At 54.8% G+C, this 12,123-nt stretch carries 12 protein-coding genes; 7 read left to right on the top strand and 5 right to left on the bottom strand.

Annotated features, from left to right (window positions below; all coding sequences use genetic code 11):
• Positions 1–12: 12 nt before the first annotated feature.
• The 7 genes from FIV46_RS14405 (at position 13) to FIV46_RS14435 (ending at position 6,650) form a co-directional block, all read left to right on the top strand.
• On the top strand, positions 13–1,029 hold the full coding sequence (locus tag FIV46_RS14405; RefSeq protein WP_139941632.1) for a PstS family phosphate ABC transporter substrate-binding protein: 1,017 nt from the start codon (positions 13–15) through the stop codon (positions 1,027–1,029).
• A gap of 90 nt (positions 1,030–1,119) precedes the next feature.
• On the top strand, positions 1,120–2,502 hold the full coding sequence (pstC, locus tag FIV46_RS14410; RefSeq protein WP_139941633.1) for a phosphate ABC transporter permease subunit PstC: 1,383 nt from the start codon (positions 1,120–1,122) through the stop codon (positions 2,500–2,502).
• Complete coding sequence (pstA, locus tag FIV46_RS14415; RefSeq protein WP_139941634.1) at positions 2,495–3,832, top strand: phosphate ABC transporter permease PstA; 1,338 nt, start codon at positions 2,495–2,497, stop codon at positions 3,830–3,832. The genes pstC and pstA overlap by 8 nt, the downstream gene beginning before the upstream one ends.
• A gap of 6 nt (positions 3,833–3,838) precedes the next feature.
• On the top strand, positions 3,839–4,648 hold the full coding sequence (gene pstB / locus FIV46_RS14420; protein ID WP_139941635.1) for a phosphate ABC transporter ATP-binding protein PstB: 810 nt from the start codon (positions 3,839–3,841) through the stop codon (positions 4,646–4,648).
• A gap of 37 nt (positions 4,649–4,685) precedes the next feature.
• Entirely contained in the window at positions 4,686–5,414 is a 729-nt protein-coding gene (gene phoU, locus FIV46_RS14425) for a phosphate signaling complex protein PhoU (protein WP_139941636.1), read from the top strand.
• A 5-nt stretch (positions 5,415–5,419) separates the two neighbouring features.
• Positions 5,420–6,109, top strand: coding sequence for a phosphate regulon transcriptional regulator PhoB (gene phoB, locus FIV46_RS14430; protein WP_139941637.1), 690 nt, complete (start codon positions 5,420–5,422; stop codon positions 6,107–6,109).
• A 283-nt stretch (positions 6,110–6,392) separates the two neighbouring features.
• Positions 6,393–6,650, top strand: a complete 258-nt coding sequence (locus FIV46_RS14435; protein WP_139941638.1) for a hypothetical protein — start codon at positions 6,393–6,395, stop codon at positions 6,648–6,650.
• 39 nt (positions 6,651–6,689) lie between these two features.
• Here the strand turns inward: FIV46_RS14435 and FIV46_RS14440 are convergent, their stop codons facing one another.
• The 5 genes from FIV46_RS14440 to FIV46_RS14460 form a co-directional block, all read right to left on the bottom strand.
• Positions 6,690–7,493 (bottom strand): S1 family peptidase, encoded by an 804-nt coding sequence (locus tag FIV46_RS14440; RefSeq protein WP_139941639.1) that lies wholly within the window; start codon positions 7,491–7,493, stop codon positions 6,690–6,692.
• Between the two features lie 31 nt (positions 7,494–7,524).
• Complete coding sequence (gene xrtA / locus FIV46_RS14445) at positions 7,525–9,078, bottom strand: exosortase A (protein WP_181163253.1); 1,554 nt, start codon at positions 9,076–9,078, stop codon at positions 7,525–7,527.
• A gap of 101 nt (positions 9,079–9,179) precedes the next feature.
• Positions 9,180–10,214, bottom strand: a complete 1,035-nt coding sequence (locus FIV46_RS14450; protein WP_139941641.1) for a FemAB family XrtA/PEP-CTERM system-associated protein — start codon at positions 10,212–10,214, stop codon at positions 9,180–9,182.
• Positions 10,215–10,233: 19 nt separating this feature from the next.
• Positions 10,234–11,076, bottom strand: a complete 843-nt coding sequence (locus FIV46_RS14455; protein WP_219846141.1) for an XrtA system polysaccharide deacetylase — start codon at positions 11,074–11,076, stop codon at positions 10,234–10,236.
• 5 nt (positions 11,077–11,081) lie between these two features.
• Positions 11,082–12,116 (bottom strand): XrtA/PEP-CTERM system-associated ATPase, encoded by a 1,035-nt coding sequence (locus FIV46_RS14460; RefSeq protein WP_139941642.1) that lies wholly within the window; start codon positions 12,114–12,116, stop codon positions 11,082–11,084.
• Positions 12,117–12,123 lie beyond the last annotated feature (7 nt).

Here is a 12,123-nt window from a genome sequence, read left to right on the forward strand (position 1 = left end):
AAAAAATCCCTAATGACTCTCGTAGGAGCCGGTGCCCTCGCCATGTCTGTGGCTGGAGCCGCCGAAGCCCGGGACCAGATCCGTATTGTAGGTTCATCCACAGTATTCCCTTTTGCAACTGCAGTGGCAGAGGAATTCGGCCAGACCACTTCCTTTAAAACACCGGTTGTAGAGAGCACTGGTTCAGGCGGCGGCCTGAAGCTGTTCTGCGCCGGTGTTGGTGAAGGCCATCCGGACATCACCAATGCCTCCCGCCGCATCAAGAGCTCCGAGATCGAACTCTGCGCCTCCAACGGCGTGAAGGAAATCGTGGAAGTCAAAGTCGGTTACGACGGCATTGTGCTGGCCAACTCCAAGGAATCGCCGCAGATGGAACTGAGCCTGCGCGACATCTGGCTCGCCCTGGCCAAGGAAGTTCCGGTTGGCGGCTCCATGGTTGAAAACCCCTACCGCTACTGGAATGAAGTAAACCCCGCCCTGCCGAAGAAGAAAATCGAGGTCATGGGCCCGCCGCCGACGTCCGGTACCCGCGACGCCTTTGTTGAGCTGGCCATGGAAGGCGGCTGCAAAACCTTCCCGGAAATTGCCGCCCTCAAGAAAAGCGACAAAAAGAAATATAAAGCCGTTTGCCACACCATCCGTGAAGATGGCGCCTACATCGAAGCCGGTGAAAACGACAACCTGATTGTCGGCAAACTGCAGGCTAATCCGGATGCCTTGGGCATCTTCGGATACAGCTTCCTGGACCAGAACAGCGACGTTATCCAGGGCAGCATCGTCAATGGCGAACTGCCGACCTTCGAGGAAATTGCCGCAGGCCGGTATCCGGTTTCCCGCTCACTCTATTTCTATGTGAAAAAAGCACATGTGGGTAAAATCCCGGGTATTGAAGAATATCTCGCAGAATTCACCAGCGACAAGGCGATGGGTGAGTTCGGATATCTCGCAGAAAAAGGCCTGATCCCGATGCCGGAAGAAGAGCTTGCAAAATACCGTGAGGATGCGAAAAACCTTACACCGATGAAGTAATCATTGTAACATGCCGGGGCGGAATCACCCCGCTCCGGCAAGTTCTTTGTTGACCTATTGTTTAAATTATATTGAGCTCACAGGGCCCCCATGAACATCTATTTACTTATTCTGGTTCTTGGCATTATTTCTACCGTGTCCTTTGTCTATGGACGCAAAAAGGCCCTGATGTCCGTGAAGGGGCAAATCAGTCAGCTCCATTCCCTGCCCAGCCATTACGGCTGGTATGCGGCGATGGTCGGACTTGTACCCGGTCTGTTCATTCTTGTTGTCTGGATCATTTTCGGCTCCACCGTCATTGATAAGATGGTTCTTTCCCGAATGGCCGAAACAGTGCAGAGCATGAGCCGGTTTGAAGTCAATATTCTGATGAACGACATCCGGAACCTGGCTGCCGGGGACGCCATATCCGGCCCCGCAACGCCGGAGCTGAGAGATGCAGCAGATTATTTCAACCATATTTCAAAATCGACTTTCACTGTGGTCTCCCTGTCCGCGATTTCAGTCACGGCACTCTTTACGGCTTTTGGCATCTACAGGATCGACCCGGAACTCCGCTCCCGCAACCGGCTGGAATCCTTCATCCTGTTTTCGCTCGTCGCCTGTTCCGTGATCGCCATCCTGACCACCATCGGCATTGTATCTTCGCTGGTTTTCGAAACCATGAGATTTCTGGAAAAAGTGCCGCTGAGCGAATTCCTGTTTGGCCTGCAGTGGAGTCCGCAGACGGCGCTCCGGGCTGATCAGGTTGGCAGCTCCGGCTCCTTTGGTGCCATCCCCCTGATTACCGGCACCTTGCTGATCACCTTCATTGCGTTGCTGGTCGCAGCCCCGGTGGGACTATTGTCTGCCGTCTATATGACTGAATTTGCCGACCGGAAAACACGCGGCTTTTTCAAACCCCTGCTGGAAATCCTGGCCGGAATCCCGACTGTGGTATATGGCTTTTTTGCCGCCCTCGTCGTGGCGCCGGCCATTCGCAATACCGGCGATCTGGTGGGGCTGGAGATTGCCTCGGAAAGCGCGCTGGCCGCCGGCATCGTCATGGGCATTATGATCATCCCCCTGATGTCTTCCCTGTCCGATGACGTGATCTCCGCGGTTCCCCAGAGCCTGCGTGACGGATCCTATGGCCTGGGCGCTACCAAGACAGAGACGATCCTGAATGTGATATTGCCCGCCGCCCTGCCCGGCATCGTCAGCGCCTTCCTGCTGGCGGCCTCCCGGGCGATCGGGGAAACCATGATTGTGGTGATGGCCGCCGGCATGGCCGCCAACCTGACCGCAAACCCGCTGGAAGCCGTGACTACCGTCACGGTGCAGATTGTTGCCCTGCTCACCGGAGACCAGGAATTTGACAGCGCCAAGACCCTGTCCGCCTTTGCACTGGGACTGGCCCTGTTCATCATTACATTGTCCCTGAACTTCCTGGCCCTGTATGTGGTACGAAAATACAGAGAACAATATGACTGATATGTCCGAAAATTCATCCGCTGAAACCATTCAGGGCCCGACTGCCTGGCAGGGTGACACCATGCGCAAACGCGTAGCCAAGCGGTATCGCAAGGAAAAAATCTTCAAGGCCCTGGGCTTGGCCGGATTGAGCCTGGCGTCTCTGGCCCTTGCCGTGTTGCTCGGCAGCATCCTCTATATCGGCCTCAGCGGTTTCGCCACCACCAGCATCGAGCTGGATATTACCCTGGATCAAAAGGTCATCGGTGATATTGCCAACCGGACCGAGACGGAACGCGCCGACATGTTGCAGCAGGCGAATTACAACAAACTGATCCGTGACAGCCTGCGCGCCAAATTTCCGGAAGCCAAAAGCCGCCGCGACGTCTTTGCCCTGATGCGCCTGATCAGCAACGGCGCCCGCGAGGAGATACGCAACCTCCTGGTCAAGAACCCTGGCCTGGTCGGAGAAACCGTCACCATTGACCTGCCGGCCTCCAGTAATGTGGATATGTTCGTGAAGGGCGAGATCAGCAGGGATGTTCCCCAGACAAACCGAAAAATCACCGACCAGCAGATTGCCTGGATCGACCAGCTTGACGCTGAAGGACGCATTTCCAGAGGATTTAACTGGCGCTTTCTGTCCTCCGGCGATTCCCGGGAACCGGAACTGGCCGGTGTCTGGGGCGCTGTGGTCGGTTCCTTTTATACCCTGATGGTCTGCTTCCTGGTGGCGTTTCCCGTCGGTGTGGCTTCCGCCATCTATCTCGAGGAATTTGCCCCGCAAAACAGATGGACGGACCTGATCGAGGTCAACATCAATAACCTGGCTGCCGTGCCGTCCATCGTGTTCGGACTTCTCGGCCTGGCCATTTTCCTCAATGTCTTCAACATGCCGCGCTCCGCCCCGATGGTGGGCGGCCTGACCCTGGCGCTGATGACATTGCCGACAATCATTATTGCCGCCCGCGCCGCCATCAAGGCTGTCCCGCCCTCCATTCGCGACGCCGCCACCGGCCTGGGCGCCTCCCCGGTACAGACGGTTTTCCATCACGTCCTGCCGCTCAGCATGCCCGGCATCCTGACCGGAACCATCATCGGCATGGCCCAGGCGCTCGGGGAGACCGCTCCACTGCTGATGATCGGCATGGTGGCCTTCATCGTGGATATTCCCCAGGGTATTACGGATGCTGCCACAGCGCTGCCGGTGCAGATCTTCCTGTGGGCGGACAGCCCTGAACGTGGTTTCCTGGAAAAAACCTCGGCTGCAATTATCGTATTGCTTGGATTTCTTGTTATTATGAACGGTCTGGCTATCTGGCTGCGACAGAAGTTTGAAAAACGCTGGTAAAGTAAGATGAACATTATGAACGTACAAAACGAAGAACAGACCATTCCGCACACCAATAAAACTGCCAAGATGCGGGCCCGGAATGTCAATGTCTATTACGGGGAAACCCAGGCCATCAAGAACGTCAGCCTGGACATCAACCCTGATGAGGTCACTGCTCTGATCGGCCCGTCCGGCTGCGGCAAGTCTACCTTCCTGCGTTGCCTTAACCGGATGAACGATACGATCCCGATCTGCCGGGTCACAGGTGACATCAGCCTGGATGGCGAGGATATCTATGGCAAAAGGGTTGATGTGGTGCAGCTTCGCGCCCGGGTCGGCATGGTGTTCCAGAAACCGAACCCCTTCCCCAAATCAATCTATGATAATGTGGCCTATGGCCCGCGCATCCACGGCCTGGCCAACAATAACGCGGACCTGGATGAAATCGTCTTTACCAGCCTGCAGAAGGCCGGCCTGTGGGAGGAAGTCAAGGATCGCCTGGACACCCCCGGCACCGCCCTCTCCGGCGGTCAGCAACAGCGTCTGTGTATTGCCCGCACCATCGCTGTGAACCCGGAAGTTATCCTGATGGATGAACCCTGTTCCGCTCTGGACCCTATCGCCACGGCGATTATCGAAGAACTGATTGATGAACTGAAAGGCCGTTATGCCATCGTGATCGTCACGCACTCCATGCAGCAGGCGGCGCGTGTCTCCCAGAAAACGGCTTTCTTCCACCTTGGTGACCTTGTTGAGTATGACGATACGGTGAATATCTTCACCAATCCCAGGGAAGAAAAAACCAAAGACTATATTACAGGACGCTATGGCTAATCGCCGCAGCCGGTCCGCATTTTAGGACAAAACAAACATGACAGACAGTCACATCGTTGCCTCATTTGATGAAAACCTGAACGACCTCCGCAAGAAAATCGTCCAGATGGGAAATCTGGTCGAGGAACAGTTCAAACTGGCGACCGAAGCGCTGGTGGAGAAAGACAAGACACTGGCGGAACAGGTCCGCAAAAACGACAAGGCCATCGACCAGCTGGAACTGGAAATCGAAAGGTTCGCCGTTGAGGTGATTGCCCTGCGCGCCCCGGTCGCCGACGACCTGCGCGAGGTTATCTCCTCTATCAAGATCAGCTCCGCCCTGGAGCGCATGGGCGACTATGCCAAAAACATGGCCAAGCGCCTGACCGTGCTGAGCAAGATCGACCACCTGCCGGGCAGCACCACCATCCTGTCGCAAATGGTCAAGATCACCCGGACCATGATCACGGACGTCCTGGACGCCTATGTCAAACGGGACACCAACCTGGCCATTGAAGTCTGGAACCGGGACCAGGAGGTCGATGCCCTCTATGACAGCCTGTTCCGCGAACTGCTGACCTATATGATGGAAAAGCCCCAGTATATCACCAGCGCGACACACCTGTTGTTCATTGCCAAGAATATTGAGCGCGCCGGCGACCAGACCACCAATATTGCAGAAATCGTTTATTACATTACCGAAGGAGAGCTTCTTGAACTGAAGCGGCCGAAAAAGGATGACACCAGCTTCGCCGATTTGGGGGTAAGCAAAGAAGAGAACAAGTGAATGCCATGAGTGCACATATCCTACTTATTGAAGACGACCAGAACCTGACGGAACTGGTCAGATATAATCTTGAACAGGAAGGCTTCAAAGTCACCTGTGAAGCGGACGGGGAAGACGGACTTCTGACCGCGATTGAAGAGGCGCCGGACCTGATCCTTCTGGACTGGATGCTGCCCAATCTTTCCGGTATTGAAATCTGTCGCAGGCTGCGCCGTGAGAATATTACCAAAAACATCCCGATCATCATGCTGACGGCCCGGTCCGAGGAAACCGACCGCATCCGTGGTCTGGAAACAGGTGCTGATGACTATATCACCAAGCCCTTCTCGCCCAAGGAGCTGATTGCCCGCATCAACGCCATCCTGCGGCGGATCCGCCCGGCCCTGTCCGGTGAAACGCTGGAATATGCCGGCATCGTCATGGACACCGCCTCCCACAAGGTAGCCCGCGATGGCACTGCTTTGCACCTGGGCCCGACGGAGTACCGGATGCTGAAACACTTCATGGAAAATCCCGGCCGGGTTTTTTCCCGGGAACAGCTGCTGGACTCTGTATGGGGCAACGACATCTATGTCGAGTCCCGGACAGTCGACGTTCATATCCGCCGGCTCCGGAAAGCGCTCAATATCGGCGACACGCCCAACATCATCCGGACGGTCCGTTCCGCCGGATATGCCCTGGACAAAGATATCTGAATATAAGTGTAAAAATTTCCAGAAAACTGTCGGTATTTTTTACAATTACCGGCAGTTTTTTTATAGCCCCAAAAATCTAATACTTTTTAACTAGCTGTAATTTATAGGTTTCTGATTTCTGGCATAATTCTTGTATGGAGAAACATATATTTTGGAGGTGGATGTACATTAAACATTCGTAAATTTTGATTAAAAAAATCTCTGGCCATAAGAATTTATTAATTATAGGATAATAGCATTATCGGGCACAGAGACTAACTTATTGATATAATTGAGAGTTATAATGGCTGATAATACCGAAAATAATAGCGATGAACGCCTGTCCATGCGCCAATCCGTCATGATTTGGGTCGTTGGGGCCGTTTTGGGCTGGGTTGTCGCAGTAGCATCGGTTTACAGTGCCCTTCGTTCTCCTGAAAGCGAGATTGCTGAAAACAAGGCGCCTCTCGAGGAAAAAATTTCTCCCGAAGATGCCGAAAAAGTTCAGGAAATCATGCCTGCCGCCGGTCAGGAAGACAAGAAAAGCGAGGACGAAAACTGAGATCCTGCTCTCCGAGGCAAATAGCTTGTCAGCGCAAGTTTATTTGACGGGACGGCCCCCTGCTGTTTTCAGCCCCGCCTCATTCAATATTTCATGAATATAGACTGCCGGTATGGCAAATGTGATGCCGGAAGGTGACTTCAGGGCATTTTCTTTTGTCCCCTTGACCTTCACGCTGTTGATGACACCTTCCACCCTGCCGGTGATCGCGTCATAAAGCGGACTGCCGCTGTTGCCCGGATAGGCGGTCGCATCCAGCTGATAGACTTCAAAACGCGACTGGGTAATGATCTTGATGTCCAGATAGCGGGCCGAGGGCTGGGGAATAACATTGGGCGTGATCGCCGATACAATTCCCTGATGAGTGACCGGATAAAGCCCCAGCACCGCGCCGATCGGATACCCGGTAAAGGCAATGGAAGTGCCCGGATCCAGCATGGCGCCGTTTCCCAGCTTGACTGCCGGAAGCGGTTCGCCCTCAATCTTGAGTAACGCCAGGTCATGCTGTTCATTGGTCTTGACAACCTGTGCCTGGCGCACATCAGGCAGGCGGCCGATGCCGGAAAGAACAACGATGGTCTCTTTATCCGTCATATGGGCCGGATTTGGCAGCACATGGGCATTTGTGATGACGTAGTTGCCGTCATAGACAACGAAACCCGTTCCCCGCAACACGTTCTGCGGCGCCCCCAAAGGATTGTGGGCGGCAATCCCCACGACAGACGGGGTCATCTTCTTCACCAGTTTCGGGAAATCCCTGTTATTGTCATGCGCGCTGCCGCCAGCTGTGAAGAAGACAGTCACAACCAGAAAAACAATGATGGAGCGAAATTTAGATTTCATAAGGTCATACCTGTTTTCCGGGACATCCTGATTATTTTTTGCCGCCCTGCCCCGCGAGCATAGTGTCGATCGGTGGCAAATTTTGGGCAATTTCCGCCAGGGCCTCGCGCGCCATTTTCTCGTTACCGTCCGGGATGGGAATGGAAATAGCAAAAACCTTGGCTTCCAGGCTATCGCCCAGCAATTTCGCCCGGGCGTCATAAAGCTTCGCAACATATGTGTTGTTTGTAAAGCGATCGTCCACAAAATAGACATACCAGACCAGCCGGTTGCCGAGATGGGAATGAATGATCTCCTCGATCATATCATAGTTCCGGCCGCCGAATTCCACCGTCCGTTCGCCGCCGGCCGTATAGGACCAGACCTTGGGCGCGGCCACCGTATTGCCGAACCGGATCATCTCTTTCTGACGATGCTGGTAGGCATACCGGGCCATGTAAAGGTCAAAGACGCGACCTTCTCCGACCTGGTAGCTGACCAGCAGTTCATTGTCAGCGTTCTTGAAGCGGGGATGCCAGTTGCTTTCCACATCTGCTTTGGCAAAGGAGGAAATTCCAGGATCCAAATCCTGCGCTGTATGCTCAGCTAGGGAAAGCCGGTTTTCAACCTTCAGGCTATAGAGCGGCGCGACCGCAGTCAGCACAAAGGTCACGGCGACCAGAAAGGCCCATTTACCCAGCGAAGCGTCCGCCAGGGACCGGCTCCAGTAATCGCGGCTAAAATCAAGGTAGCTGTCCGACACCTTGCGATTGGTAAAGGTCATGGCAATGGAAATGAACAGCAGCAAGACGAGCGCAAAGAAGAACCAGCCGTAAACCAGGTGATCCACACCGACGGCATATTGCATTTCAGAATAATAGCCGATCAGAACGATCCCGGTCGCCCGCACACCGTTGGCCAGGACGGGCACAATCAACGACAGCAACACGACGATGATTTGACGGCCAATCGTCTTGTAGGCAATGTTGGCCATCAACAGGCCAAGCGCCACGGTAGCCACCAGGAACCGCAGCCCGGCGCAGGCTTCCGCCACATGGAACTTACCGTTGGGAACCGTAAGGAATACCCCTTCCACATAAACCGGAATATCGAGTAAATTCAAGGTCTTGACCACGAAAAAGGTGGTGATGTCCTGCAGGGTCGGGATCAGGAAATTGCCAAAGGGGATCAGGAAATACAAATAAAGGTAAGGAAACAGCAGTCCATGTACGGCCCGTACGCCGATCGCCGTCAGGATCGTTCCCTGCAGGATGACGACCAGGCCGAACTGTTTGACCACATTGGTGTCCGCCATATCCCCCAGGAACCAGACGAAAGCCCCGGCGCCGATGACCAATAGTCCCCAGGCCGACGGCGCAGGCGCCAGCCTGGTGAAAATCTCCCGGCGTTCATACAGGACATAAGCAACAATCGGGATGATCAGCAGACAGTGATTATAGTAAGCCTGATTCCACCAGACACCAACGACCTCGGAAATAGTCTGCCAGAAAGACGCCAGAACCACAGCCAGCATCAGACACCAGATCACCGCAGTCTTGATCCATCTTTCAACAATCGTCAGGTCATTTCCGAAAAACTTAATCACGTCGTCCCCATTTTTTGCCGGACCAGTTACATTGTTGCCCATAGTTGTCGCATAAACAGGTTGCTAAACCGTTAGCCCGGCCGGTTTTTCTCGTTTTATTCCTAGCCAAGTGACCGGGCGATGAACGGTCCGAGGAAATTGGCCACCGGCAACGGCAGCTTTCTCCAGGTTTTGATCATCAGCTGATACTTGGGATTCATCGGATTGACCTCCGGCACCTCCTGCCCCTCCCGCAGATAATATTCATAATGCAGGGGACGCGGCTCGAATCCCCAGTTCTTTTTAAAACTGAAGGAGCCGGTACCGTTCTTGCTGCGCCCGAAGTCAAAAATCTCGCAGCCCCGCTCGGAAACCGCCCGTTCCATGACGGACCAGTACATAAAATCATTGGCTGCATATTTGCGGGCGTCCAACGTGGCGCCGCCGTAATAAGGAAAGACCTCATTGCGGAAATACAGGCTCATGACGCTGGCAATCGGCTGGCCGTCGGGTGTACAGACCGTCAGGATTTCACAATCCTTGCCGAATTCATCTTTCATAGCCTGGAACAGTTTCTTGGGAAAGACCGGCGTACCCAGGTTGCGCACGCTTTCCGCATAGAGCGGATAGAGACGTTCTACATCCTCGTCGATTTCCGCCCTGAGCTCGAACTTGATTCCCTTGCGCACCATGGCCCGCTGTTTGCGGGGGATGGCTTTCATATTTTCTTCGTTGTCGGTGGAAAGTTCCTTGCGGAATACCGAATACATATCCTCCTTGCAGGGCCAGTCTTCGTGCACCCGGTCCATGTTGCGGAATTCCACGCAATCCACCCTGAGCTCCTCGGCCAGCCGGGCGCATTCCTCATCCAGCAGGGCGAGAACCTCGTCATTGTCAAAGAGCGGGCCGCCATTGGTGGCGAAAGCCACGGAAATCAGGCTGTTGCCGAACAGGCTACTCTTGACATGCACCAGCGGCACCAAGCCCCGGATTTTGCCCTCATCCTCCACACAGACATAATAGAGCGGATGCCCCATGCTGACGTGCACCGCCCGCCCCCAAGCCATCATATGGGCCGCCGTGGCAGAAGGATGGGCCAGGACATAGTCGTTCCACGCCGTTGGGTCCCCGTTGATGTCGTATAATTTTACCTGCATACCCGCCCCTGTAAGCAAACTAGTTTTTCAGGAAGATTTCGTCCATCCGGCCCCAGCTGAAATCAGCCAGCGCCCGACGCAGCTTTGTTTCCATAACGTCAAGGTTTGTGTAATGACGAAACCGGGATTTCCATCCGGCCTGTTCCTGTCGCGGCTGATCGGGATCGATCTCCCACGGATGGAAATAAAAAATACAGGACTGCTGGTCCCGGCTGTTGACCCGGGACATGGCCCATTTGGAGAGGAAATAGGGCAACAGGCGGAAATAGCCGCCACCGCCGCAGGGAACCTTCCGGCCGCCGACGTCCACGGTTGTCACCGGCATTTCCAGAAAGTTGCGCCCCTCGATGGGGTGAAAGGAAAAGCGCGGCGCTTCCGGCATGCCGTAATGGTCATGGCGAATGGGATAGATGCTGGAGCTGTAATCGAAGCCGGCTTCCTCCAGCACATCCAGGGCCCAGAGATTGCGTTCCCCGATGGAAAAGCTGGCTGCCCGGTAGCCGCGGATTTTCTGTCCGCTGACATCCTCGAGAAGCGTCTTGGAGCGCAGGACATCCTCACGGAACTGCTCCCGGGTCTGGTCCGTCACGCGCCAGTGCGCCATGCCGTGGCTGGCCAGTTCATGGCCGCTATCCACAATCCGACGCACGAGGTCGGGATATCTCTCGGCAACCCAGCCCAACGTAAAGAAGGTGGCCTTGACGCCGGCGTCATCAAACATCTGCAAAATCTGGTCGGTATTCCGTTCAACCCGGCAGGGAAGAGCGTCCCAGTCAGCACGATCAATGTCATTTTCAAAGGCGCCAACCTGGAAATAGTCTTCCACATCCACCGTCATGGCGTTCCTGATCTGATCGGTCATGAGATTTATTCGCCCCTCTCGGCATTTTTTCCAAGCCAGACAGACGCGATATCGAGGACCGCCTTGATGGTCTCGTCATGGACGCGGACATATCTCTCCAGGGTATCCAGCCGGGATTCCAGTTCGGCGGGAAGCGAACCGTTTACGGGCCGGCCGGCGGCTGCCCCGCTGCCATTCATCTCGCCGCGTACGGAGGACGGGCTTTTGATCGGTTGTGTCGCCAGGGCATTTTCCTGTTCCATATCGGCAACGACATCAGCCACAACCTTGTCATCGATTTCGTGAATTTCCTCGATGGCGCCGAACAGCAGGATACGGGAGCACAGGGTGTTCAGGCGACGGGGTACGCCCTGGGTATACTCGTAAATCTTCATAAAGGCGCCGTCAGTAAAACTGGGATTATTCTTCCAGCCGACCAGCGTGAGCCGGTGTTCCACATATTCCCGGGTCTCGTCATAGGTCATGGCCTGCAGGTGGTGCGTGGCAATCACCCGCTGGCGCAATTGCTCCAGGTCCGGGTCAAAGGCCCATTTGTCACGGAATTCGGGCTGGCCGACCAGGAAACTCTGCAGCAGGGCACGGTCCCCTTCCTGGAAATTGGACAGCATACGCAGTTCTTCCAGCGCCTTGGTCGGCAGGTTCTGCACCTCGTCGATCAGCAGCAGCGCCCGGCGCCCCTGCATGTGGTTCTGCCGGAGGAAAGTCTCGATGTCACGGAGCAGGACAGACTTGTCCTTGCCGGTTACATCCAGGCCAAACCCCACAGCCACCATCCTGAGAATGTCGTCGGCTTCCAGGTTGGTGGTAACGATCTTGGCAGCAACAAACTTGTCCTTGTCCAGTTCATTCAGCAAATGACCCACAAGTGTGGTTTTTCCGGCCCCGATTTCACCGGTAATGATGATGAACCCCTCCCCCTGGCTCAGGCCATAAGTCAGATAGGCCATGGCCTTGTGGTGGGTGCTACTATCGAAGTAGAACCGGGGATCCGGTGTCAGTTGGAAGGGTTTCCCTTCTAGGCCGTAAAATTCAGCATACATAATTTAT

The sequence above is a fragment of the Emcibacter nanhaiensis genome (genome assembly GCF_006385175.1).
In the GTDB taxonomy this organism is placed as follows: domain Bacteria; phylum Pseudomonadota; class Alphaproteobacteria; order Sphingomonadales; family Emcibacteraceae; genus Emcibacter; species Emcibacter nanhaiensis.

What these genes read in the sequence shown, in the direction of transcription:
- FIV46_RS14405 (WP_139941632.1), top strand. Translation starts at nt 13, where the DNA reads ATGACTCTCGTAGGAGCCGGTGCCCTCGCCATGTCTGTGGCTGGAGCC.
- pstC (WP_139941633.1), top strand. Translation starts at nt 1,120, where the DNA reads ATGAACATCTATTTACTTATTCTGGTTCTTGGCATTATTTCTACCGTG.
- pstA (WP_139941634.1), top strand. Translation starts at nt 2,495, where the DNA reads ATGACTGATATGTCCGAAAATTCATCCGCTGAAACCATTCAGGGCCCG.
- pstB (WP_139941635.1), top strand. Translation starts at nt 3,839, where the DNA reads ATGAACATTATGAACGTACAAAACGAAGAACAGACCATTCCGCACACC.
- phoU (WP_139941636.1), top strand. Translation starts at nt 4,686, where the DNA reads ATGACAGACAGTCACATCGTTGCCTCATTTGATGAAAACCTGAACGAC.
- phoB (WP_139941637.1), top strand. Translation starts at nt 5,420, where the DNA reads ATGAGTGCACATATCCTACTTATTGAAGACGACCAGAACCTGACGGAA.
- FIV46_RS14435 (WP_139941638.1), top strand. Translation starts at nt 6,393, where the DNA reads ATGGCTGATAATACCGAAAATAATAGCGATGAACGCCTGTCCATGCGC.
- FIV46_RS14440 (WP_139941639.1), bottom strand. Translation starts at nt 7,493, where the DNA reads ATGAAATCTAAATTTCGCTCCATCATTGTTTTTCTGGTTGTGACTGTC.
- FIV46_RS14450 (WP_139941641.1), bottom strand. Translation starts at nt 10,214, where the DNA reads ATGCAGGTAAAATTATACGACATCAACGGGGACCCAACGGCGTGGAAC.
- FIV46_RS14455 (WP_219846141.1), bottom strand. Translation starts at nt 11,076, where the DNA reads ATGACCGATCAGATCAGGAACGCCATGACGGTGGATGTGGAAGACTAT.
- FIV46_RS14460 (WP_139941642.1), bottom strand. Translation starts at nt 12,116, where the DNA reads ATGTATGCTGAATTTTACGGCCTAGAAGGGAAACCCTTCCAACTGACA.